This is a genomic window from Streptomyces sp. NBC_01216 (assembly GCF_035994945.1).
In the GTDB taxonomy this organism is placed as follows: domain Bacteria; phylum Actinomycetota; class Actinomycetes; order Streptomycetales; family Streptomycetaceae; genus Streptomyces.
On sequence record NZ_CP108677.1, the window covers coordinates 2482240 to 2504540 of the forward strand.

Annotated in this window: 22 protein-coding genes; 13 read left to right on the forward strand and 9 right to left on the reverse strand. The window is 71.5% G+C overall.

Features of this window, described 5'->3' with window-relative positions:
- Positions 1–239 precede the first annotated feature (239 nt).
- A complete protein-coding gene (locus OG393_RS10430) occupies positions 240–977 on the reverse strand; it encodes an excalibur calcium-binding domain-containing protein (protein ID WP_327374376.1) in 738 nt (245 codons plus the stop codon).
- 312 nt (positions 978–1289) lie between these two features.
- Positions 1290–1850, reverse strand: a complete 561-nt coding sequence (locus OG393_RS10435; protein WP_327374377.1) for a hypothetical protein — start codon at positions 1848–1850, stop codon at positions 1290–1292.
- Positions 1851–2053: 203 nt separating this feature from the next.
- Between OG393_RS10435 and OG393_RS10440 the strand changes: the two genes are divergently transcribed.
- Positions 2054–2713, forward strand: a complete 660-nt coding sequence (locus OG393_RS10440; protein WP_327374378.1) for a hypothetical protein — start codon at positions 2054–2056, stop codon at positions 2711–2713.
- 415 nt (positions 2714–3128) lie between these two features.
- On the forward strand, positions 3129–3704 hold the full coding sequence (locus OG393_RS10445; RefSeq protein ID WP_327374379.1) for an SMI1/KNR4 family protein: 576 nt from the start codon (positions 3129–3131) through the stop codon (positions 3702–3704).
- A gap of 411 nt (positions 3705–4115) precedes the next feature.
- Here OG393_RS10445 and ychF read toward each other — a convergent pair whose 3' ends face one another.
- Complete coding sequence (ychF, locus tag OG393_RS10450) at positions 4116–5204, reverse strand: redox-regulated ATPase YchF (RefSeq protein ID WP_327374380.1); 1089 nt, start codon at positions 5202–5204, stop codon at positions 4116–4118.
- 183 nt (positions 5205–5387) lie between these two features.
- Between ychF and OG393_RS10455 the strand changes: the two genes are divergently transcribed.
- Entirely contained in the window at positions 5388–6089 is a 702-nt protein-coding gene (locus tag OG393_RS10455; protein ID WP_442817287.1) for a DUF6542 domain-containing protein, read from the forward strand.
- A 70-nt stretch (positions 6090–6159) separates the two neighbouring features.
- Here OG393_RS10455 and ppgK read toward each other — a convergent pair whose 3' ends face one another.
- Together ppgK and OG393_RS10465 are read right to left on the reverse strand one after the other, a co-directional pair.
- Positions 6160–6903, reverse strand: a complete 744-nt coding sequence (gene ppgK / locus OG393_RS10460) for a polyphosphate--glucose phosphotransferase (protein WP_327374381.1) — start codon at positions 6901–6903, stop codon at positions 6160–6162.
- An 80-nt stretch (positions 6904–6983) separates the two neighbouring features.
- On the reverse strand, positions 6984–8003 hold the full coding sequence (locus tag OG393_RS10465; protein ID WP_327374382.1) for a 4-hydroxy-3-methylbut-2-enyl diphosphate reductase: 1020 nt from the start codon (positions 8001–8003) through the stop codon (positions 6984–6986).
- A gap of 91 nt (positions 8004–8094) precedes the next feature.
- Between OG393_RS10465 and OG393_RS10470 the strand changes: the two genes are divergently transcribed.
- From OG393_RS10470 to OG393_RS10485, 4 genes are all read left to right on the forward strand, one after another.
- Complete coding sequence (locus OG393_RS10470; RefSeq protein WP_327374383.1) at positions 8095–9438, forward strand: APC family permease; 1344 nt, start codon at positions 8095–8097, stop codon at positions 9436–9438.
- Between the two features lie 81 nt (positions 9439–9519).
- Positions 9520–10734, forward strand: coding sequence for an exodeoxyribonuclease VII large subunit (gene xseA, locus OG393_RS10475; RefSeq protein WP_327374384.1), 1215 nt, complete (start codon positions 9520–9522; stop codon positions 10732–10734).
- 34 nt (positions 10735–10768) lie between these two features.
- The gene (locus tag OG393_RS10480; RefSeq protein WP_327374385.1) at positions 10769–11002 is read left to right on the forward strand and encodes an exodeoxyribonuclease VII small subunit; all 234 of its coding nucleotides are present in this window, start codon (positions 10769–10771) and stop codon (positions 11000–11002) included.
- 148 nt (positions 11003–11150) lie between these two features.
- Complete coding sequence (locus OG393_RS10485) at positions 11151–11741, forward strand: malonic semialdehyde reductase (protein ID WP_327374386.1); 591 nt, start codon at positions 11151–11153, stop codon at positions 11739–11741.
- A gap of 178 nt (positions 11742–11919) precedes the next feature.
- Here OG393_RS10485 and OG393_RS10490 read toward each other — a convergent pair whose 3' ends face one another.
- Complete coding sequence (locus OG393_RS10490; RefSeq protein WP_327374387.1) at positions 11920–12453, reverse strand: DUF4245 domain-containing protein; 534 nt, start codon at positions 12451–12453, stop codon at positions 11920–11922.
- Positions 12454–12571: 118 nt separating this feature from the next.
- On the opposite strand from OG393_RS10490, the gene glpX reads away from it, so the two are divergent.
- Positions 12572–13603, forward strand: a complete 1032-nt coding sequence (gene glpX / locus OG393_RS10495) for a class II fructose-bisphosphatase (protein WP_327374388.1) — start codon at positions 12572–12574, stop codon at positions 13601–13603.
- A 134-nt stretch (positions 13604–13737) separates the two neighbouring features.
- On the opposite strand, the gene OG393_RS10500 is transcribed toward glpX, so the two are convergent.
- Together OG393_RS10500 and OG393_RS10505 are read right to left on the reverse strand one after the other, a co-directional pair.
- Positions 13738–14106 carry a WhiB family transcriptional regulator gene (locus OG393_RS10500; RefSeq protein ID WP_327374389.1) on the reverse strand — a complete coding sequence of 123 codons (369 nt, stop codon included), beginning with the start codon at positions 14104–14106 and terminating at the stop codon, positions 13738–13740.
- A gap of 212 nt (positions 14107–14318) precedes the next feature.
- Complete coding sequence (locus OG393_RS10505) at positions 14319–15014, reverse strand: DUF1707 SHOCT-like domain-containing protein (RefSeq protein ID WP_327374390.1); 696 nt, start codon at positions 15012–15014, stop codon at positions 14319–14321.
- A gap of 215 nt (positions 15015–15229) precedes the next feature.
- Between OG393_RS10505 and OG393_RS10510 the strand changes: the two genes are divergently transcribed.
- From OG393_RS10510 to OG393_RS10525, 4 genes are all read left to right on the forward strand, one after another.
- Positions 15230–15592, forward strand: coding sequence for a DUF1304 domain-containing protein (locus tag OG393_RS10510; RefSeq protein ID WP_327374391.1), 363 nt, complete (start codon positions 15230–15232; stop codon positions 15590–15592).
- A complete protein-coding gene (locus OG393_RS10515) occupies positions 15589–16155 on the forward strand; it encodes a TetR/AcrR family transcriptional regulator (protein WP_327374392.1) in 567 nt (188 codons plus the stop codon). The genes OG393_RS10510 and OG393_RS10515 overlap by 4 nt, the downstream gene beginning before the upstream one ends.
- Positions 16156–16329: 174 nt before the next feature.
- On the forward strand, positions 16330–18000 hold the full coding sequence (locus OG393_RS10520) for a fumarate hydratase (protein WP_327374393.1): 1671 nt from the start codon (positions 16330–16332) through the stop codon (positions 17998–18000).
- Between the two features lie 164 nt (positions 18001–18164).
- Complete coding sequence (locus tag OG393_RS10525) at positions 18165–18815, forward strand: lipoprotein (RefSeq protein ID WP_327374394.1); 651 nt, start codon at positions 18165–18167, stop codon at positions 18813–18815.
- Positions 18816–19031: 216 nt separating this feature from the next.
- Here the strand turns inward: OG393_RS10525 and OG393_RS10530 are convergent, their stop codons facing one another.
- Positions 19032–20570 carry a ricin-type beta-trefoil lectin domain protein gene (locus tag OG393_RS10530; RefSeq protein WP_327374395.1) on the reverse strand — a complete coding sequence of 513 codons (1539 nt, stop codon included), beginning with the start codon at positions 20568–20570 and terminating at the stop codon, positions 19032–19034.
- A 106-nt stretch (positions 20571–20676) separates the two neighbouring features.
- Here OG393_RS10530 and OG393_RS10535 point away from each other — a divergent pair, with 106 nt between their 5' ends.
- Positions 20677–22077: a class II fumarate hydratase gene (locus OG393_RS10535; RefSeq protein ID WP_327374396.1), complete on the forward strand. Its 1401-nt coding sequence runs from the start codon at positions 20677–20679 to the stop codon at positions 22075–22077.
- The last annotated feature ends 224 nt before the right edge of the window (positions 22078–22301 follow it).

The following is a 22301-nucleotide window of genomic DNA, read 5'->3' on the forward strand; positions in this document are numbered from 1 at the left end:
GACACGTGATTGGCGCGACATCAGTGGTCCAGACCTCTACCCCTACAGCATCCGACTGCGGATGCCCGCCCAGCCCGGGAAGGCGCAGGCCACGCGCAGGTGAACAGTCCCGAAAGCCTTGCCGGGCACGACCGGGCGGCCGGTCGGAGAGGGCGCGCGAGGCGCATCGCGGGCGGCGGGCGGCGGGGATCAGGTGCCACGAGCCAGGCTGCCGTGGACAGGCGGCCCCGGTCGGTGACTCACTCGGGCTCGCAACCGATGCCGTCACCGTCGCGGTCGAGGCGATGCGGGTCGGAGGGGCCGACGACGACGGGGCCGGGAAGATCCGAGCAGTCGACGTCGGGCACGCCCGGCGGCGGCCCCGGCGGATAGGACTCGCGGGCGTCCCCCTGCCTCGTCGGCACGACGCCTTCGGGCGTCTCGGGCGTGGGCTCCACCGACCGCACGTCAGCGCCGACGATGACCCCGCCCCTGACCGTGTACGTGCCGGCGAAGGAGCGTACGGTCCCGTCCGCCTGCAGGGCGTCGAGCACGACCGTAACCTTGCCGTCACGGACGTCGACGAGCCGGACGGTGTCCCGGACGGTGTCGGCGAAGCCCGCCCGGAAGGACTCGTAGGAGCCGCCGAGGTTCCTGCCCCCGAGCTCCCACGCCCGCCGGTAGTCACGGGCGTTGATCGCCGCGAAGTACGCCTCGACCGTGGAGGCCGCGTCAGCGGGGCGGGGCGCGGACGGCCTGGACGGGTTGCTCTCGGGCGGCGTGGGCTTCGACGACGGGGACGGCGGCAGGGAGGACGGGGTGGTCCGGGACGGGGTCGGCACGGTCGGCGGCTCCGCCGTGACGGTCCGGGTGGCGGTGACGATCGCCCCGGTCTCCCCCGCGCCGTCCGCACCGGAGGAACCGCAGCCGCTCACCCCCGCGGCCACCGACCCCAGAGCCAGGACGAGGGCACAACCGCTACGGAGCACACGACTCATCGGCACCACCTGAGGGAGTGGATCGCACCACCCCAGTGTGCGCCGCCCGGCACGACACCGCAGCAGCCCGCGCAGGCGCCCGGCCCGCGGCAGAGCACCCCCCAGCGGCCTGAACAGGCGATTCTCCGGTGGAGAGTGGGGATTTCGACGGGTCACTCACGGCCGTGCCGCGGAGTGTCCGCGACACGCGCCGCAGGGCCACCGGCCACCCCGCCTCGGCATCCGGTCCGGTGGCGACGGCTGATTCGCGCCCACGGCGCATCGGTCAACGGCACGCGCGGACCCGCGAGCGGCCGGTCCCGACGAAGCCGCTCAGGAGTCCGACGAGTCCCCTGAGCTCAGTCCGGCGCCCGTGTCCGACGACTCGCCGGGGCAATCACTCGGCAACAGGGCGAGCCCCCAGAGGCCACCGGCCAACCAGCTGACCGTCATCCACGCTCCCCAGCCCAAGCCCGACGTCACGACGAAGGCGACGACCGATGCCGTGAGCCCGGCCACGGCGGCACGCCGCAGGCCGGCACCGGCCGCCCACTCACGGCGCAGCACGCCGGAACGCCGCCAGATTATCCAGAGGACGACGCCGACGACCATCGCCTGCACCACGAGCAACCAGGCGGGCATCGGAGGCAGACCGTCCGGCCCCGCCTCGCCGTGCCACAGGTCCACGAGCCCGCCGACCAGGACGGCCGGACCGACCAGAGCGAACATCCCGGCCAGCAAGCGGAAGAAGCCGACACCCACGACCGGCACGCCGCCGCCGAACGGCGTGACAGCGTGGGACAAGGCGTGGAATCGATGGGCGGCTCCCCGGAAGTCCGTCGCGACGACCCAGCCCCAGGCCGTCGCCAACACCCCCCAGGCCACCATGAACATCCCGCCTCTCCCCTCCCTTCGCATCCCGCCCCGGCCGACACCGGCGCCTCCTCGCCCGTCACGGTATGCCTGCGTCGTGCGCACTCGGCATGCCGGAGTCCGGCAGGGTACGTGCGCGCCGGGTGCCGGATGTCCGACGTCACCGGCGGGTCCGCACGACCGCCGCCGACTCACTTGTCAGTGGCGGCTGCTTCGATGGCGCCATGAGTACCGCGCACGAGACCGCCGCCCTCCTCCCCGACCCCGTCCGGCTCCGTGCGCATCTGCGCGCACTGGCCGTCCTGGACCAGGCGATCGGCGACGATCCGCGGTTCTGCGAGTACACCTTCGATGCCACCTGGGGGCCCGGCGTGGAGGCAGCCCTGATGGAGAACGGCTCGGGAGACGACTTCTCCGTCCTCTTCGCTCCTGCGGGTGTGCTCATACGCGGCTTCGACCACGAATCCGAGATGACCCCGTACGGGACGGACGACGAGCAGGTCTGGCCCGGCGTCATCGACGACGTGCCCGCCGTGCTGCGTCCGCTCCTGGACGTGCCCGCCTTCCGCGACGAGGGCGTCGACGCCCTTCGGGTCACCGTCTGCCTGTGGCGGGAGACAGACGACACCGCCTGGCGCACCGGCTCGACCATCGCCTTCCCCGCCGGCAGCGAGGACCCGGACGGCTCCGGTTTCCTCTTCGACCTCCTCACGAACCGCTCCCCCGAGGCCGTCCAGGCCCACTTCGAGGACTACTACGAACGCCCCGTCCCGCTCGGCGCCGTCCGCCACGTCCTCGCCGGACACCCCCTCACCCCCGCGGTCGCCCGGACCCTCGCCCCGGCCGTCCTCCGACGTGCGGTGGAATCACAGTCAACGACCTGACCAGGTTTCCCCGTTGGCATGTGTCGGGCTCCGACTGTCGCCTACGCGTCTCCGCGGACTCTTCGCGGACCGCTCCCAGCCGCCCCGCCCCCATCCTTCCCGTGCCCGGCCGAAGCGACCGGTGCACGCCGGAACGCCTCCATGGATGAGCCGTACCGCGCCTCCCCATGGCCCAAGGGCCCACCTCCGAGGAGACGGACCCTTCCTGCCCGCAGGCTTGCCCAGCGAGCGACGTGGTGCCGATCCACACGACCACCCTCTGACAACAGCGCAGATCCGCGCTCCGGCACAGGTCACCCCTATCTTGAGAAACGATTCCTCCCGGGCGTGAACGTGGCCCGGAGTTCCTCGCTTAGATACCACTGAAAGGCACCGGATCGTAATGAATGAGACAGTCCAAGCATGGAGCCGCATCGTGGGGTGGCTTGAGGAACACGCCCCGGTCAACCACCGCGCTCTCAACGGGCCGGCGAGCGAGGAGGAGATCACCGCAGCCGAGGAGCAGCTCGGCGTGCGGCTCCCCGATCAGCTGCGCGCGTACCTGAAGGTCAACAACGGGACCGTGACCCAGCTGGATGACTCGAATGGGCTGACGGGGTCATGCCCGGAGGGTGGGTTTCTCTCCAACTGCTGGGCGCTGCTGCCGCTGTCGACGATCGTGCGGCTCCATCACCAGATGATGCCGGGTCCGAACGAGGACGCCGCCTACTGGGAGCGGGAGTGGATTCCCTTCGCTGCCGAGCCCTATGAGTGCGGCGAGATGTACGGGTATTTCGTCGACGCGATTACCGGTTCTGTCGGGAGTTGGGGGGACTACGGCGAGAGAGACGCCCGCGCCTGTCCTTCTCTCCGGGATCTATTCGATGACGAATTCCGGCACATAGGTAGGCTCGTGCATGAGGGAGACCACTACGAGGTCAAGCCCATCAGCGAGCGTACCCCGGACGACCCGCCAGGCCGTGTCCTAAACGGTTCCATAGAATGGGATTAGAGAAAAGCGAACGCCCCCGTGGACGCCATGGGACCCCGCGAGGTCCCTACGTGGCGCTCTCGTCGGTGAAGGCCAATGAACGCGCCTGCCGCGCGCCTGCCGACTTCGGCAAGCCCCAGCTTGAGGGCGGCCTACCACGCGTCCCCTTCACACCCCCGCACCCCCTATCAACAACCGGACCGGCCAAGCGGTGACCACGCTCCCACCACTCTACGATCTTGACCTTGGAATCCGGCGTGAACAGACGGCGGCAGCGAGGCTGGTTCTTCCCCACGCCCTTCCATGACAAGCCCCCTGGGACGAGTCCCGGGATAGCCGAAGAGGCCGGAACGAAGCATCCCGGCCTCGCTCGGCTACGTGTACTTTCGTGTCGAAATCCACCACATCAGCGACGTGGTGGTTTGTCAGCCGTTACACGTTGAAGCGGAACTCCACCACGTCGCCGTCCTGCATCACGTATTCCTTGCCCTCCATGCGCGCCTTGCCGGCCGCGCGGGCCTCGGCGACCGAGCCCGTCTCGATCAGGTCGGCGAAGGAGATGACCTCGGCCTTGATGAAGCCCTTCTGGAAGTCGGTGTGGATGACACCGGCCGCCTCCGGTGCCGTCGCGCCCTTCTTGATCGTCCAGGCGCGGGCCTCCTTCGGGCCTGCCGTGAGGTAGGTCTGGAGGCCCAGGGTGTCGAAGCCGACGCGGGCCAGGGTGGCGAGGCCCGGCTCCTCGGCGCCGACGGACTGGAGGAGCTCCATGGCGTCCTCCTCGTCCAGCTCGGCGAGGTCCGCCTCCAGCTTGGCGTTCAGGAAGATCGCCTCGGCGGGGGCGACCAGCGCGCGCTGCTCGTCCTTGAAGGTCTCGTCGGTCAGCTCGTCCTCGTCCACGTTGAAGACGTAGAGGAAGGGCTTCGTGGTCAGCAGGTGCAGGTCGTGCAGGGGCTCGGCCTTCTCGGAGCCCTGGAGGATGCCCTGCGAAGAGAGGGTGTCACCGCGCTCGAGGATCTCCTTCGCCGCTTCGACGGCCGCGACCTTCGGAGCCACGTCCTTCTTGATCCGAGCCTCCTTGGCCAGGCGCGGCAGGACCTTCTCGATGGTCTGGAGGTCGGCCAGGATCAGCTCGGTGTTGATCGTCTCGATGTCGTCCTTCGGCGAGACCTTGCCGTCGACGTGCACGACGTTCTCGTCCTTGAAGGCACGGATGACCTGGCAGATGGCGTCCGACTCACGGATGTTCGCGAGGAACTTGTTACCCAGGCCCTCGCCCTCGCTCGCGCCGCGGACGATGCCGGCGATGTCGACGAAGTCGACCGTGGCCGGCAGCTGCCGCTGGGAGGAGAAGACCTCGGCCAGCTTGCCGAGGCGCGGGTCGGGGACACCGACGACGCCGACGTTGGGCTCGATCGTGGCGAACGGGTAGTTGGCCGCCAGCACGTCGTTCTTGGTCAGGGCGTTGAACAGGGTCGACTTGCCGACATTCGGCAGACCGACGATTCCGATCGTGAGCGACACGTTGGCGACTTCCCTAGCGGTGTGGAGGCGGTGTGGGGCGTACGGATGATGGGCCGATCCCCCAGTTTACGGGCGTGCGGAACCGGCCCGCGACGACGGCCTTCGGCCGAACACGGCGGCAAGGTCACCCGAAGGGCGTGTCCTGCGACGGTGACCCGGCCCCTCGCGACCTACGTTGGTGCAGTGGAGCAGCACAGGACAAGTCAGCCGCGTGACCGTCGACGGCCGCAGACGCCCGTCCCCCCGCCCGGTGCGCTGGTGGAAGGGGCGGCCGTCTACCGGGTCACCCCTCCTACCGGGGAGCGTGCGGGGCGGCCGCGGGTCGAACGGGACGCGCCGACGGTGCGACGGCCCGCGCCGCCGGTCGTCGTCGCCCTGCGACGCTTCCCCCGTCCCCGGCTGACCGGCCTGGGCGCCGGGCTGTTCGCGTCGGCCGCGATGCTGGTGATCGGTTTCCTCGACTGGCTGCTGTTCGACGGAGCGCCGGCCGTGTTCGGTCTGCTGTTCCTGCCGGTCAGCGCCCTGACCGCGTTGTGGGTCCGGAGAGCCGACCTCGTCACCGCGCCGATCAGTGTGCCCATCGCCTTCGCCGTCGGCGTCGTCCCCATCGCCGGTGGCTCCGGCGGGTTCGGCGGGCAGGCGATGGCGCTGGTCACCGCGCTGGCGGTGCACGCAGGGTGGCTGTACGGCGGGACGCTCGTCGCGGGGCTGATCACCAGCATCCGGAAGGTACGGGACATGGGCCGCCGCCAGCGGGCCGCGGCGGTCGCACGGTCGGCCGTCGCCCCGGGAACGGGCGCGGGACCCGGGCCCGGGGCGACGCAGGCCGCGAAGGCGGGAGCGAGGCCGGGCGCGGGCACGGGCCCCCGGCGCCCCGCACCGTAGGCACCCGCACCGTAGGCACCCGCGCCGCGACACCCCGGACCGGACCCCGAACCCGGCATCCGACGGCCGGTCAGCGGCCTGCCGCCGCCATCGCCGCGCCGACGATGCCCGCGTTGTTCTCCAACTCCGCGGGGACGATCTCCGCCGTGATGCCGTCGAGCAGCGGCAGGAACTTGTCCGCCTTGCGGCTCACGCCGCCGCCGATGATGAACAGTTCCGGTGAGAACAGCATCTCCACGTGGGCGAGGTACTTCTGGAGGCGCTTGGTGGCCCAGTGCTCCCAGCTGAGGTCCTCGTCCTCCTTGGCCTTGGTCGAGGCGCGCTTCTCCGCGTCGTGGCCCTTCAGCTCCAGGTGGCCCAGCTCCGTGTTCGGTACCAGGCGGCCGTCGACGAAGAGGGCCGAGCCGATGCCGGTGCCCAGCGTCAGCAGGATCACGGTGCCCTTGTGGCCGCGCCCCGCGCCGAAGGTCATCTCGGCGACGCCGGCCGCGTCCGCGTCGTTCAGGACCGTGACCGGCACACCCCCGAGGCGGTCGCCGAGCAGTTCGCCCGCGTCCACGCCCACCCACGCCTTGTCGACATTGGCGGCCGTACGGATCGTGGAGCCCGTGACGACGCCCGGGAAGGTCACGCCGACCGGTCCCGTCCAGCCGAAGTTCGCCACGACCTCCGCGACGCACCCCGCCACGTGGTCGGGTGTGGCGGGGTGCGGGGTCAGTACCTTGTGGCGCGGCTCGGCCGGCTCGCCACGCTCCAGATCGACGGGAGCGCCCTTGATGCCCGAGCCGCCGATGTCCACTCCGAAGACGTTCATGAACCCAACGTTAGGGGCAGCGGCCGGAATTGTGGCCGCCCGACGCCCGTTCCGGTGACCCGGTGCCGGTCACGGCCGGGTCACTCCTGGCAGGCGCGCTCCTGGAGGAGGGCTTCCGCCTCGGCCCGCAGGTCCTTGTTGCGGAGCTCCTTCGGCAGCGAGAAGGTCAGCGACTCGTCGGCCGTCTTGACGATCTCGACGTCCGCGTAGCCACGCTCGGAGAGCCAGACCAGGACCTCCTCGACGAGGACGTCCGGTACCGAGGCGCCCGAGGAGAGGCCGACGGTGGAGACGCCCTCCAGCCACGCCTCGTCGATCTCGCGGGCGAAGTCGACCAGGTACGCGGCGGGGACACCCGCCTGCTTGGCGACCTCGACCATCCGAATCGAGTTCGAGGAGTTCTTCGAGCCGACGACGATCACCAGCTCGGCCTGGCCGGCCAGTTCCTTGATCGCGGTCTGGCGGTTCTGCGTCGCATAGCAGATGTCGCTCGACGGCGGGGAGATCAGCTGGGGGAACTTCGCCTGGAGGGCGTCCACGGTCTCCATGGTCTCGTCGACCGAGAGCGTGGTCTGGGACAGCCAGACGACCTTGGAGGGGTCGCGGACCTCGACCTCGGCCACGTCCTCCGGGCCGTCGACCAGCTGGATGTGCTCGGGGGCCTCGCCGGAGGTGCCGATGACCTCCTCGTGGCCCTCGTGGCCGATGAGCAGGATGTCGAAGTCCGCCTCGGCGTAGCGGACGGCCTCCTTGTGCACCTTGGTGACCAGCGGGCAGGTGGCGTCGATGGTGGCGAGCCGGCCCTGCCGGGCCTCCTCGTGGACGCTCGGGGCCACCCCGTGCGCGGAGAACATCACGATGTTGCCCGGCGGGACCTCCGTCGCCTGGTCGACGAAGATGGCGCCCTTCCGCTCCAGGGTCTGCACGACGTACTTGTTGTGCACGATCTCGTGGCGGACGTAGATCGGCGACCCGTACTGCTCCAGGGCCTTCTCGACGGCGATCACGGCACGGTCGACGCCCGCGCAGTAGCCACGGGGAGCGGCGAGCAGGACGCGCTTGGGGCGGTGGGTCGCGGGCGTAGCAGTCATGCCCCCCATCGTAAGGCCGCCCGGAATGCGGGCCGCCTCGCAGGACCGGCTCCGGCCGCGTCGCCGGGGCCTGGCCGGCGGGGTGCCCGAGACTGGGCGCATGGCCGAGGAAGCACGGGTGGCAGCGCACACCGGACTGCGTCGGAATCTCGGGTTCCGCGACCTTGTCGTCTACGGGCTGCTGTTCATCGCGCCGATGGCCCCCGTCGGTGTCTTCGGCACACTCGACGCGAAGTCGAACGGCGCGGTGGCGCTGGTGTACCTGGTGGCGACGGTCGCGATGGCGTTCACCGCGTTCAGCTACGCGCAGATGGTGCGAGTGGCCCCGCAGGCCGGTTCGGTCTTCGCGTACGCCCGCAAGGGACTCGGCGAGGGGCCGGGCTTCGTCGCGGGCTGGATGGCGCTCCTCGACTACCTGCTGATCCCGGCCGTGGCCTATCTCTTCGCGGGTATCGCGATGGAGGCGCTGGTGCCGGCGGTGGACCGGTGGGTGTGGACCGGCGTCGCGGTGGTGATCACGACCCTGCTCAACCTGTGGGGGGTCCGGGCGGCGGCACGGGCCGGCTTCGCGGTGCTCACCCTGGAGGTGGTGGTGCTGCTGGTCTTCGTGGTGGCCGCGGTGACCGCTCTGGTGCGGGACGGGGCGCGACGCGACTGGTGGTCGCCGCTGACCGGGGACGCGGGTTTCTCGCTCACCGCGGTGTTCGGGGCGGTGTCGGTGGCGGTGCTGTCGTACCTGGGATTCGACGCGATCGCCTCGTTCGCCGAGGAGGTGACCGGCGGGTCGGAGAAGGTGGCGCGGGCGGTGCTGTTCTGTCTGGTGCTCGCGGGCGCCCTGTTCGTCGTCCAGACGTACCTGGTGGCGCTGCTCGAACCGCTGTCCTCGGCGGAGCTGGCGGCCGAGCCGGCGAAGCAGGGGTCGGCGTTCTACGACGCGGTGGACGCGTCCGTCGGGACCTGGCTGCACGATCTGGTGGCGGTGAGCAAGGCGATCGGCGCGGCCTTCGCGGCACTGGCGGGCCAGGCGGCGGCCGGGCGGCTGCTGTTCGCGATGGCCCGGGAGCGGCGGCTGCCGCGTCCGCTGGCCCGGACGGACTCCGGCGTACCGCGGGTGGCCCTGCTGCTCTCGGCGGCGGTGACGATGGTGGCGGCGGTGGGGGCGGCCCGGCTGGACGACGGGCTCGACCATCTGGTGTCGGTGGTGGACGTCGGGGCGCTCACGGCGTTCGTGCTGCTGCACGCGAGTGTGGTGGGCTGGTTCGCGGTGCGGCGGATGGCGGGGCCGCCGCGGTGGTGGCGGCACGTGGTGGCACCGGTGGCGGGTGCGGGAATCCTGACGGCGGTGCTCGTGGAGGCCTCGGTGTCGGCCCAGTTGGTGGGTGTGGTGTGGCTGGGTGTCGGGATGGTGGTCCTCGCGGTCCAGGGTGGGGCCCACCGGAAGTAGGAAGGACCTCGCCTGAGCCGAGGTCAAAGAACAAGCCGAGAGCCTCTCGGGTGCCGCGTCAGCCGGCACTAGTCTCGGCGCATGGCTCTGAACACGTCCGCGGAAGCGCCGCTGCCCGTAGGTGAGGTGTCCCGCCTCATCGGGGGATGGATCGACCGGCTGGGGGCGGTGTGGGTGGAGGGGCAGATCACGCAGCTCTCCCGGCGCCCGGGCGCCGGGGTGGTGTTCCTGACGTTGCGGGACCCCTCGTACGACATCTCCATCGGTGTCACCTGCTACCGGCAGGTGTTCGACGCCGTCGCGGACGTCGTCTCGGAGGGCGCCCGGGTCGTCGTGCACGCGAAGCCCGAGTGGTACGCGCCGCGCGGGCAGCTCTCGTTGCGGGCCGTGGAGATCAAGCCGGTCGGTATCGGCGAGCTGCTGGCCCGGCTGGAGCAGCTGAAGAGGAGCCTGGGCGCCGAGGGGCTCTTCGCCCTCGACCGCAAGAAGCCGCTGCCGTTCCTCCCCCAGCTGATCGGTCTCGTCTGCGGACGGGCGTCCGCGGCCGAGCGGGACGTCCTGGAGAACGCGCGGCGCCGCTGGCCCGCCGTGCGGTTCGAGGTGCGCAACGTCGCCGTGCAGGGCGTGAAGGCCGTGCCGCAGGTCATCCAGGCCGTGCGGGAGCTGGACGCGCACGAGGGGGTGGACGTGATCGTCGTGGCCCGGGGCGGCGGCAGCGTGGAGGACCTGTTGCCGTTCTCCGACGAGCAGCTCGTGCGGGCCGTCGCGGGCTGCCGGACGCCGGTGGTCTCCGCGATCGGCCACGAACCGGACTCGCCGCTGCTCGACCTGGTCGCCGATCTGCGGGCCTCCACGCCCACCGACGCCGCGAAGAAGGTCGTCCCGGACGTCGGCGAGGAACTGGAGCGGGTGCGGGGGCTGCGCGACCGGGCCCTGCGGAGCGTGCGGGGCCTGCTGGAGCGCGAGGAGCGTGGGCTCGCGCACGCCCTGGCGCGCCCGGTCATGGAGCATCCGCGGCGGATGGTGGAGGTACGCGAGGACGAGCTGGACGCGGTGCTCGCGCGCGGCCGGCGGACGCTGCGGCATCTGCTGGACCGCGCCGACTCCGAGCTGTCGCACACCCGCGCGCGGGTCCGGGCGCTCTCCCCGGCGGCCACGCTGGAGCGGGGGTACGCGGTGCTCCAGCGCGCGGACGGCGCGGTCGTCCGCGACCCGTCGGAGGCGACGGTCGGGGAGGAACTGAGGGCTCGGGTCGCCGCCGGCGAGTTCCCGGTACGCCGCGTCGACGGGACATGATCTCGTGTCGGATCGCACGCATAGGGTGGTAGCCATGGCAGGCACGACGGAAGAGGCCGCGCTCGGATACGAGCAGGCGCGGGACGAGCTGATCGAGGTCGTACGGCGTCTCGAGGCGGGTGGGACGACGCTGGAGGAGTCCCTCGCGCTCTGGGAACGCGGGGAGGAGCTGGCGAAGGTGTGCCGCCGCTGGCTGGAGGGAGCGCGGGCGCGGCTCGACGCCTCCCTCGCGGCGGAGGAGGAGCCGGGGGTGAGCCAGAAGGAGTAGCGCGGGGTGTGTCGGGCGCGGCCGTGACCAGCGGAAACCTGTGAAGCGGATCACTATCCGCATTGTTTAGTTGAAAATTAACCAATCGCGGGCGTACCGTCGTGGACATCACCTCAACCCCCCTTTGCTCGCCCGGAAGGTACGCACCATGTCTCTCGTTCTCGACCGCGCCGCCCAGGACCTCCTCTTCCGCGAGGCCCGCACCGCCAACACGTTCTCCGAGGAGCCGGTGACCGACGAGCAGGTCCAGGCGATCTACGACCTGGTGAAGTTCGGCCCGACGGCGTTCAACCAGACCCCGCTGCGCGTCACGCTGGTCCGCTCCCCCGAGGCCCGCGAGCGCCTCGTCGCGCACATGGCCGAGGGCAACCGGCCGAAGACCGCCGCCGCCCCGCTGGTCGCCATCCTCTCCGCCGACAACGAGTTCCACGAGGAGCTCCCGGCGCTGCTCCCGCACTTCCCGCAGGCCAAGGACATGTTCTTCGCCGAGCGTCCGGCCCGTGAGGGGTCCGCCCTGCTGAACGCGGCCCTGCAGGCCGCGTACTTCATCATCGGCGTGCGCGCCGCGGGCCTGGCCGCCGGCCCGATGACCGGTCTCGACTTCGCGGGCGTCCAGAAGGAGTTCCTGGACGACGACCACACCCCGCTGATGGTGGTCAACATCGGCAAGCCGGGCGAGGACGCCTGGTTCCCGCGCTCCCCGCGCCTGGACTACGACGCGGTCGTCACCACGGTCTGACCCTCCCTGACGGGTCCGGACCGGACCCGCCCGGACACGCGGAACGGGGCCCCCGCACGGTGCGGGGGCCCCGTTCCGCGTGTCCGGGGCGCTGCCGTCCGGAGCCGGGCCGGCCTCCGGGGTCCCTACCGTCGCGGGCGGCGAACCGGTGCGGGCGCGGCGGCGCCGGGCCGTCCGCTCACGCCGCGTCCGACCGGAGCGCGCCGGCCATCTCCGCGAGGCGGTCGAAGGAAGCGGTGCCCGTGACCACGGTCGTCGAATCGCCGTCCGTGCGCACCAGGGCGTCGTACTTCGGCCCCTCCCAGCGCTGCCAGACCTGGCCGGCCACGGTCTGCGTCCTGCCGGAGTCCTCGGCCCGCTGCGTCACCTCGGGGACGAAGTCCTCGGGGGCGGCCGTCGACTGGTGGAGGGACACGTACTGGGTGTCCGGGTCGAGGAAACCCAGGTGCCAGGCATTGTCCTGGTCGCGCTTGTACGAGACGACCGTCGCCTTCCAGTCCTCGCCGAGACCCTGCGGAGCGAGCACCGGATAGGGTGCCGCCCGCTGGGCCGTCAGCAGCTCGACCCGGTAGTCCTTGGTCTTGACCGGGGACTTCGTCTCGTCGTGCGGGATGAAGAGATACATCACGCCCGCGGCGGCCATGATCACCGCCAGGGACTGGAACATCCCGCGTACCGTCTGCCTGCCTCGCATACCTGCCACGCCCCCCATGGTCGCATCATGGTGTTGTGCTCATACGTGGGCCCCTCTGCTCAATTTGTCGACGTACCGATAGAGTCGCAGCACCCTCTTTACTTCCGGCCGTCGCCGTACAGAAAGGTGCGCTCCGATGACCGAGCATCATCTGCCGTCCGAGCTCGAGGTCTCCCCCGAGGCCCCCGACCGCAACCTCGCCCTGGAGTTGGTGCGGGTCACCGAGGCCGCCGCCATGGCCGCCGGCCGCTGGGTCGGCCGGGGCGACAAGATCGGTGCCGACGGCGCGGCGGTCAACGCCATGCGGACCCTCGTCTCCACCGTCTCGATGAACGGCGTCGTCGTCATCGGCGAGGGCGAGAAGGACGAAGCCCCCATGCTCTACAACGGGGAGCGCATCGGCGACGGCACCGGCGCCGAGGTCGACATCGCGGTCGACCCGATCGACGGCACCACCCTGAACGCCAAGGGCATGCCGAACGCGATCGCCGTCCTCGCCGCCGCCGACCGCGGCACGATGTTCGACCCGTCCGCCGTGTTCTACATGGACAAGCTGGTCACCGGCCCGGAGGCGTCCGACTTCGTCGACATCAACGCCCCGGTCTCGGTCAACATTCGCCGGGTCGCCAAGGCCAAGTCCATGGCCCCCGAAGACGTCACGGTCGTCATCCTGGACCGCCCCCGCCACGAGGGCATCGTCAAGGAGATCCGCGAGACCGGCGCCCGGATCAAGTTCATCTCGGACGGCGACGTCGCCGGCTCGATCATGGCCGTGCGCGAGGGCACCGGCGTCGACCTGTTGCTGGGCATCGGTGGTACGCCCGAGGGCATCATCTCGGCGTGCGCCATCAAGTGCCTGGGCGGTGTCATCCAGGGCAAGCTGTGGCCCAAGGACGAGGCCGAACGTCAGAAGGCGGTCGACGCGGGCCACGACCTGGACCGCGTGCTCTCCACGAACGACCTGGTCAGCGGCGACAACGTGTTCTTCGTCGCCACCGGCATCACGGACGGGGAGCTGCTGCGCGGTGTCCGCTACCGCTCCGAGACCGCGACCACGTCCTCGCTGGTGATGCGCTCGAAGTCCGGCACGATCCGCCAGATCGACTCCACGCACCGGCTGTCGAAGCTGCGCGCCTACAGCAAGATCGACTTCGACCGCGCCAAGTAGCGGCACCCGGCGGTCACGGACCCCTGCGGCCCGCGGGCCGACCGGCGCGAGGATGAGGGGCGCCCCCCATGTGCGGTGGGGGCGCCCCTTCGCGTGCGGAGGAACCCCGGAGGGACCGGCCGTCGACCTTCGCCTCAGCCCGCCGCGGCGATCCGCTCCGGCGCCGCCTTCGTGAGCTCCACCTCGCGCCGCCGACGCCGGGCGAGCACCACCCGGCGCTCGGCCGCGGTCAGCCCGCCCCACACGCCGTACGGTTCCGGCTGGAGCAGCGCGTGCTCCCGGCACTCGACCATCACCGGGCACCGGGCACAGACCCGTTTGGCGGCCTCCTCCCGCGAGAGCCGGGAAGCGGTCGGTTCCTTCGACGGGGCGAAGAACAGTCCCGCTTCGTCCCGGCGGCACACCGCCTCCGCGTGCCAGGGGCCGTCCTCGTCCTCCCGCGCGGGGACGCGTGGAAGAGGAACGGCGGCGACCTGGAGGGGCTGATGCGGCGGATGCGGCACGGTCTACTCCTGACGACGGCTTCGCGAGCGAGAGACGATGCAGCAGCCCTACCCGCTGTACGCGTGCCTATGCACTGCGTGCCGTCAACTTCCGGAGTGCGGAACCTCAGGGGCGGATTCCGGTCAACCCCGCCCCCGAGACCGGCCGCCGCCCGGGGTTCCCGCACGCCCCGGGACGCCCGCGGGGGCGCTCACGGTCACCCGGCGTGCTCTCAGTCGTCGAGGTGCTTGCGCATCCGCTTCTGCACGTGGTTCTGGAGGTCGGTGATCCACTTTCCCCGCTTGGGCTTGGCCTCGACGTTGCCGAAGACCGAGTACCCGTTGACGACGACCACCGGCGCCTGCGGGTCGGCACCCTCCAGGGTCGCGACGTCGAAGTTGCCGAAGAACCCGGAGCCGCTTCCCCGCAGGCTGATGTTCTCGGGGACCCGCACCTCGACGTTGCCGAAGATCGAGGTGGCGGTGACGGTCGTCAGCCGCTGTGCGAAGAGCGCCTCGGTGAGGTCGATCTCGATGTTGCCGAAGAGCGCGAACGCGTTGGTGCGGCGGCCCACCCGCCAGCGGCCCTTGCGGGTGGTGCTGGAGAAGATCGCGACGAGGTTGTCCGCGGGGCCCGAGGTCTCGTCGGGGCCGTAGCCGTAGTCGCGCTCGGGCTCCCGGCGCGGCCGGGCACCGGCGGGCAGGTCCCGGACGATCGGCTCCAGCTCGCCCAGCGTCTTGGCGCGGTAGACGGCGTCGATCCGCTCCGAATGCTCCTCGGCGTCGAGCCGCCCCTCGGCGAGGGCGTCACGGAGGATGTCCGCGATCCGGTCCCGGTCCGCGTCCGAGGCCCTCAACGCGTCCTCGGGCGCGACGGGGGGCGGCTCGGCAGGGGCGACCGGCTTCTGGGGCTGCTTTTCGAGGTCCACGGACCCAGGTTAGCGAAACGCGATAGATCGCGACTAGGGGGCGCGGCGCCGTGACCGCCTCCGGCCCGGTCCGACCGCGCCCGGAATCGCCCGCCCGCCGGCCGGTTTCGCGCGCCGCCTCGCGCCCCGGCAGCCGCGCCCGCCGGGGTGCGAGGCCCGGGCACCCTCACCCCGGCGTGACACTTCATGGACACTTGCCCATGTATCCTGGACAGGTGTCCATTATTGCGAACGTCCTCGTCGGCCTCGTCGCCGCCCTGCACGCCTACATCCTGGTCCTGGAGATGTTCCTCTGGGAGCGCCCGCCCGGCCGCGACCTCTCCGGCTTCGACGCCACGATGGCCCGCGCGACGGCACCTCTCGCCGCCAACCAGGGGCTCTACAACGGCTTCCTCGCGGCCGGCCTGGTCTGGGGCCTGATCGCCGACGACCCGACCGGCCATCAGGTACGCGTCTTCTTCCTCTCCTGCGTGGTGATCGCCGGGATCTACGGCGGCCTCACCGCCAACCGCCGCATCCTGCTCGCCCAGGCCGCGCCCGGGGCCCTCGCACTGCTCGCCGTACTGTGGGCCGGGTGACGAGCACGACCGAGGACCCCCGTACCGCCCGGACCCGCGCCAGGCTGCGCGCCGCCCTCCTGGAGGAGTGCGCCACGCGTCCCCTCGACGAGGTCGGCGTCGCCGCGCTGGCCCGCCGGGCCGGGGTCGGCCGGGCCACCTTCTACCTGCACTACCCCGATCTGCGGGCACTCGCCGTCGACGCCTGCGCCGATGTCGTGCGCGAGGCGGTCGACGCCCTGCACGCCTGGCGCGGCACGCCCGACCCGGCCGCCCCGCCGCCCGCGCTGCCCGCCTTCTTCACCGGGCTCGCCCCGCACGCCCCGCTCTACCGGGGTCTGCTGCGGCCAGGGGGCGGCGGTCCCCTCGGCGATCTGCTCCACCGCGAACTGCGGGCCTACAGCCGGCGCGAACGCGAGCTGGCCGGGGCCCCGGAACCGGACCTGGTCGCCTCCGCGGTCTCGGCGGCCTTCGCGGGGCTGCTCGCGGACTGGCTCCACGGCCTGATCGACGCCTCCCCCACCCAGATCGCGGGCCGCACCTGGCGCCTGCTCATCGCCCTGCACCGCACGCCCCTGCCCTGATACCCACCCGACCCGCGCACCGCCCGCTTCCCGAGGCCGCCGCCCGCCCCGGACCGGCCGCGCACGGCAAGTGAGCCTTACCTCACAGGATCGGGGCCTCCGACGCGCTCTACGCTGGATGACGCGCCGCCAAGGGAGGCGGTGCGCTGTCTTGCCGAGTGAGGAATGGCCGCCATGCCAGAGTTTGCGTACTCCGATCTGCTCCCCCTGGGAGAGGACACCACGCCCTACCGCCTGGTGACCTCCGAAGGTGTCTCCACCTTCGAGGCCGACGGCCGTACGTTCCTCAAGGTCGATCCGGCGGCGCTGCGCACCCTCGCCGCCGAGGCGATCCACGACATCCAGCACTACCTGCGCCCGGCCCACCTGGCCCAGCTGCGGCGGATCATCGACGACCCGGAGGCGTCGGGCAACGACAAGTTCGTCGCCCTGGACCTGCTGAAGAACGCGAACATCGCCGCCGCGGGCGTCCTCCCCATGTGCCAGGACACCGGCACGGCGATCGTCATGGGCAAGCGCGGCCAGAACGTCCTCACCGAGGGCGGCGACGAGGAAGCGCTGAGCCGCGGCGTCTACGACGCGTACACCAAGCTCAACCTGCGGTACTCGCAGATGGCCCCGCTGACCATGTGGGAGGAGAAGAACACCGGTTCGAACCTGCCCGCGCAGATCGAGCTGTACGCGACCGACGGCGGCGCCTACAAGTTCCTCTTCATGGCCAAGGGCGGCGGCTCCGCCAACAAGTCCTTCCTCTACCAGGAGACGAAGGCCGTCCTCAATGAGGCGAGCATGATGCGCTTCCTGGAGGAGAAGATCCGCTCGCTCGGTACGGCCGCCTGCCCGCCGTACCACCTGGCGATCGTCGTCGGCGGCACCTCCGCCGAGTTCGCCCTCAAGACCGCCAAGTACGCGTCCGCGCACTACCTGGACGAGCTGCCCGCCGAGGGGTCGGAGCTCGGCCACGGCTTCCGCGACAAGGAGCTGGAGGACAAGGTCTTCGAGCTGACCCAGAGGATCGGCATCGGCGCGCAGTTCGGCGGCAAGTACTTCTGCCACGACGTCCGCGTGGTGCGGCTCCCGCGCCACGGCGCCTCGCTGCCCGTCGCGATCGCCGTCTCCTGCTCCGCCGACCGCCAGGCCGTCGCGAAGATCACCGCCGAGGGTGTCTTCCTGGAGCAGCTGGAGACCGACCCGGCCCGCTTCCTGCCGGAGACCACCGACGAGCACCTCGACGAGTCCTCCGACGTCGTCCGCGTCGACCTGAACCAGCCGATGGACGAGATCCTCGCCGAGCTGACCAAGTACCCGGTCAAGACCCGGCTCTCGCTGACCGGCCCGCTGGTCGTGGCGCGCGACATCGCACACGCCAAGATCAAGGAGCGGCTGGACGCGGGCGAGGAGATGCCGCGGTACCTGAGGGACCACCCGGTGTACTACGCCGGTCCGGCCAAGACCCCCGAGGGGTACGCCTCCGGCTCCTTCGGCCCGACGACGGCCGGCCGGATGGACTCCTACGTCGAGCAGTTCCAGGCGGCGGGCGGCTCCAGGATCATGCTCGCCAAGGGCAACCGGAGCAAGCAGGTCACGGACGCCTGCGGCAGCCACGGCGGCTTCTACCTGGGCTCGATCGGGGGCCCGGCGGCCCGGCTGGCGCAGGACTGCATCAAGAAGGTGGAGGTCGTCGAGTACGAGGAGCTCGGCATGGAGGCGGTCTGGAAGATCGAGGTCGAGGACTTCCCCGCGTTCATCGTGGTGGACGACAAGGGCAACGACTTCTTCACCTCGCAGGAGCCCGCCCAGCCGACCTTCACCTCCATCCCGGTCCGCGGCCCGGGTCTCGGCTGATCCGAGTCCCCGCACACGGGAGGGGCAGGTGTCACGGGCCGGAGGCCGGACTCGCCGGGGCGGCGCGACGGGGCGGGGTGGCGCGACGGCCGGGGCGGACGTCGGAGATCATGGGCGCGTACCGGAGCGGACACCACGAGAAGAACAGAACGGGACGGACACACGTGAGACGAGAGATACGGGTGCGAGCCCTGGGCCGCGCGCTCGCCGTGACGGTGGCGGCGGGGCTGACCCTGACCGCCTGCGGCGCCGCCGTGACCGAGCCTCAGCAGGTGCGCGAGGCCGACGTGCCGCGGCCGGTGAAGTCCCCTGAGCCGGTGGCCGCCGCGGCGAAGGGCTCGCTCGGCGGGCCGGGAACGGCGTGCGCACTGCCCGTCTCCTTCGGGCTGGCCGCGGCGTGGAAGCCGGAGGCCGTCGAGGTGGGCGACGACGAACTCTCCGCCGCGCTCGGCCGGCAGGGGCCGGCGACCATGGTCTGTGAGATCGACGCGAAGCCCGCCGGGAACATCGGCTTCCTGCGTGTCTGGAGCGCCGGGAAGGGGAAGCCCCGGACCGTGCTCGAGGGCTTCGTGAGGGCCGAGGAGAACGCCTCCGGAGCCGCCTACAAGGAGACCCGGGCGGGGGAGCTGGCCGCCGTCGAGGTGACGTACACCGTGCGCGGCGAGCTGATGGACGAGTCCAAGGAGGAGCGTGCCTTCGCCGTCTCCACGCCGAAGGGGACCGTGATCGTCCACCTGGGCGGGATGGACACCGAGGAACACCGGGAGATGCTCCCGGCGTACGAACTGGCCCGCACCAGCCTCAAGGCCCTGTGAACGCTCCCGGCCCCGCCGTGCGGACGAGGCCCCGGCGCCCGCCGCGCCGGGCGGGTGCCGGGGCCTCGCCGTCCGCCGGAGACCGCGGGCCCGGGAGCGTCCTCGCCGGGGGCGTGCCCTGGGCGGGCCGGCCCTCGCGGCCCCGGGACGGTGGGGCGGTGTCCCGGCCGCAGGTGGGCCTGAGAGCCTGTCGGCCGAAGGCCACCCGGCAGGTTCTCAGGCCACCCGGAACCGCTGGTTCGCCGAGCCGTCGCAGTTCTGGAGCCGCAACGGCTGCCTCGTGGCGGCCTGGGTCAGGCACAGACCGGTCGCCGAGGCCGGACGGACGGTGTCGCCGTCACGGACGAACCTCTGGTTGGCCGCGCCGGAGCAGTTCCAGATGATGAGCGCGGCCCCGGCCTGGTAGCGGGCGCCCGGCACGTCGAGGCAGCGGTCCTGGGTGAGCTCCGTGTGGAAGGTCCGCCGGGCGGAGTCGTACCACCAGCCCTGGTTGCGTCCGCCGTGGCAGTCCCAGCCGAGCACGGGTGTCTCGTTGGCGCTGGACGAGCCGCTGACGTCGACGCAGTCGCCGGTCGCCGCGTTCTCGACCGGTCGGTAGGCGTCGTCCCAGGCGAGCGGGAAGAGCGTCGGGGTGCCGGCGGAGCCGATGTCGGCGCAGCTCGCCTCGCGCAGGCCCGAGCCGTAGAGCTGCGTGAGACAGGACGCGAAGGCGGCGTGGCCGCGGGCGTTGGGGTGGAAGGACTGCCGGACCGAGTTCTCGTCCGGGGTGCCGGGCTTGGACAGGTCGATGTAGAGGCCCCGGGCCCAGGCGTCCTCCGAGCAGACCTCGTGGCCGTGGAAGAGCCGGGAGTTGTCGAGGAAGGTGGCCCCGGTGTTCGCGGCGGCGCGTCGCACGCCCCGTTCGAAGGCGGGGACGGCGGTGTTGCGGCCCCAGACGGTGTCCGAGTCGTATCCCAGGCCGCCGCAGATCAGCTTGCCGGGGAACTTCGGGTTGTCGCGGAAGTCGGGCCCGATGGGGCTGGGGTAGCCCATGACGACGAGCTCGTAGTCGCCGTCGGCGTATCCGGCGTCGCGCATCACCGTCCTGAGGTCGCGCACGGTCTGCTCGACCTTGGGGACGAGTCCGTCGACGCGGGCCTGCCAGCCGGGGGCGTACTTGGGCTCGCAGGCGCCCTGCAGGGTCACGTACCGGACGACGCAGTCCGTCATCACCGGGCCGAACTGCAGGTCGTCGTTGGCGCCCGCCACCAGGAGCACCATCTTGATGCGGGTGTTGCGCGCCTTGATGGCGAGGTTGTCGCTCTGGACGAGTTCGTCGGCGTACTGCTTGGAGCCGCCGATCCGGATGTTGCCGCTGTAGGCGCCGGAGCAGGCCACGTTGAAGGTGAGGTCCGCGGGGATTCCGGTGCGGTGGATCGCGGCGTCGGGAGAGCGGTGGCACCAGTTGTCGGGGCCGTTGGTGGGCGGCTCGTAGGTGCCCACACCCTCGCCCGAGATCTCGCTGTCGCCGAGCGAGATCAGTCCGGTCCTGCGCTCGGCGAGCGGGCGCTCCGCCGGGTCTCCGTAGATCCTGGTGGCCTCGGCGGCGCGGAGGGCCTCCAGCTCGGGCGGAAGCGGGACGGAGGCGACGCGGACAGTGCCGTCGCTCGTGTCGGCCGCGCCGGCGGAGGTCGCGGCTGCCATGGTGCCGAAGGCCGCCGCGAAGGCGGCCGTGGCGGCGATCGTCCAGCGGAATCTGTGCCTGGTGCGCGTCATTGCGCCTCCTGGAAGTGGGGTTACCCACGGTTTCTACTGGCCGGTACGCGCCTTGGGAATAGCCGGAACAAGACAACTGCTCAACTTTTACAGGAGGTTGAGGAACATGACCGAGTACGACGAACACCGGATCGAGCACGACTCGATGGGTGAGGTGCGCGTCCCCGCCCACGCCAAGTGGCGCGCCCAGACCCAGCGCGCGGTGGAGAACTTCCCCGTGTCCGGCCGACGCCTGGAACGCGCCCACATCGAGGCGCTCGCCCGGATCAAGGCCGCCGCGGCCCGGGTCAACGCCGATCTCGGCGTCGTCGACGCGGACCTGGCACTGGCGATCGAGGAGGCCGCGGGCGAGGTGGCCGACGGCCGCTGGGACGACCATTTCCCCGTCGACGTCTTCCAGACCGGCTCGGGCACCTCGTCCAACATGAACACCAACGAGGTCATCGCCACCCTTGCCGACGAGCGGCTCCCCACCGGGCGGACGGTCCACCCCAACGACCACGTCAACGCGTCCCAGTCGTCCAACGACGTCTTCCCCTCCTCCATCCACATCGCCGCCACCGCCGCCGTCACCCATGACCTGATCCCCGCCCTCGAACACCTGGCCGACTCGCTGGGGCGGAAATCAGCCGAATTCGCGGACGTGGTGAAGTCCGGCCGCACCCACCTGATGGACGCCACCCCGGTCACCCTGGGCCAGGAGTTCGGCGGCTACGCCTCCCAGGTCCGGTACGGCGTCGAACGCCTGCGCTCGGCCCTCCCCCGGCTCGCCGAACTCCCCCTGGGCGGAACGGCGGTGGGTACCGGCATCAACACACCGCCCGGCTTCTCCGCCGCCGTGATCGCCGAGGTCGCGCGGACCACCGGCCTGCCCCTGACCGAGGCCCGTGACCACTTCGAGGCCCAGGGCGCCCGCGACGCACTGGTCGAGACCTCCGGCCAGCTCAGGACCATCGCCGTCTCCCTCACGAAGATCTGCAACGACCTGCGCTGGATGGCCTCGGGCCCGCGCACCGGGCTCGGCGAGATCAACCTCCCGGACCTCCAGCCCGGGTCCTCGATCATGCCCGGCAAGGTGAACCCGGTGGTGCCCGAGGCCGTACTGATGGTCGCCGCACAGGTGACCGGAAACGACACCACCGTGGCGGTGGCGGGCGCGGCGGGGAACTTCGAACTGAACGTCATGCTTCCGGTGATCGCCAGGAACCTCCTCGAATCCATCCGCCTGCTGGCCAACGCCTCCCGGCTGCTCGCCGACCGCACCGTCGACGGCGTCACCGCCAACGCCGAGCGCGCCCGGGAGTACGCCGAGTCCTCGCCGTCCGTCGTCACCCCGCTGAACCGGTACCTCGGCTACGAGGAGGCCGCGAAGGTCGCCAAGAAGGCGCTGACCGAGCGGAAGACGATCCGCGAGGTGGTGCTGGAGTCCGGCTACGTCGAACGCGGCGCGCTCACGGCCGGCCAGCTCGACGAGGCACTGGACGTGCTGCGCATGACCCGCCCCTGAAAGCCTGTCGGCCGAAGGCCACCCGACAGTCGCCGAGGATCGTCCCGCGCCCCCGGTGGATCAGCGCGCGGCGTCGGGCGCGGCGCGTCGCACGGCGGGGGGCGCCCCCATACGGGGGCATTCGGGCGACATACGAGGGTATTCGGGCGTCATGGCGACACGGCGAGGGGCAACGGCCGTCGCCGCGCGCCCGCCGGGGACGGTGGGACAGCCCTCGGCCGGCG

What these genes read in the sequence shown, in the direction of transcription:
- OG393_RS10430 (WP_327374376.1), bottom strand. Translation starts at nt 977, where the DNA reads ATGAGTCGTGTGCTCCGTAGCGGTTGTGCCCTCGTCCTGGCTCTGGGG.
- OG393_RS10435 (WP_327374377.1), bottom strand. Translation starts at nt 1,850, where the DNA reads ATGTTCATGGTGGCCTGGGGGGTGTTGGCGACGGCCTGGGGCTGGGTC.
- OG393_RS10440 (WP_327374378.1), top strand. Translation starts at nt 2,054, where the DNA reads ATGAGTACCGCGCACGAGACCGCCGCCCTCCTCCCCGACCCCGTCCGG.
- ppgK (WP_327374381.1), bottom strand. Translation starts at nt 6,903, where the DNA reads ATGAACGTCTTCGGAGTGGACATCGGCGGCTCGGGCATCAAGGGCGCT.
- OG393_RS10465 (WP_327374382.1), bottom strand. Translation starts at nt 8,003, where the DNA reads ATGGGGGGCATGACTGCTACGCCCGCGACCCACCGCCCCAAGCGCGTC.
- OG393_RS10470 (WP_327374383.1), top strand. Translation starts at nt 8,095, where the DNA reads ATGGCCGAGGAAGCACGGGTGGCAGCGCACACCGGACTGCGTCGGAAT.
- xseA (WP_327374384.1), top strand. Translation starts at nt 9,520, where the DNA reads ATGGCTCTGAACACGTCCGCGGAAGCGCCGCTGCCCGTAGGTGAGGTG.
- OG393_RS10480 (WP_327374385.1), top strand. Translation starts at nt 10,769, where the DNA reads ATGGCAGGCACGACGGAAGAGGCCGCGCTCGGATACGAGCAGGCGCGG.
- OG393_RS10485 (WP_327374386.1), top strand. Translation starts at nt 11,151, where the DNA reads ATGTCTCTCGTTCTCGACCGCGCCGCCCAGGACCTCCTCTTCCGCGAG.
- OG393_RS10490 (WP_327374387.1), bottom strand. Translation starts at nt 12,453, where the DNA reads ATGGGGGGCGTGGCAGGTATGCGAGGCAGGCAGACGGTACGCGGGATG.
- glpX (WP_327374388.1), top strand. Translation starts at nt 12,572, where the DNA reads ATGACCGAGCATCATCTGCCGTCCGAGCTCGAGGTCTCCCCCGAGGCC.
- OG393_RS10520 (WP_327374393.1), top strand. Translation starts at nt 16,330, where the DNA reads ATGCCAGAGTTTGCGTACTCCGATCTGCTCCCCCTGGGAGAGGACACC.
- OG393_RS10530 (WP_327374395.1), bottom strand. Translation starts at nt 20,570, where the DNA reads ATGACGCGCACCAGGCACAGATTCCGCTGGACGATCGCCGCCACGGCC.
- OG393_RS10535 (WP_327374396.1), top strand. Translation starts at nt 20,677, where the DNA reads ATGACCGAGTACGACGAACACCGGATCGAGCACGACTCGATGGGTGAG.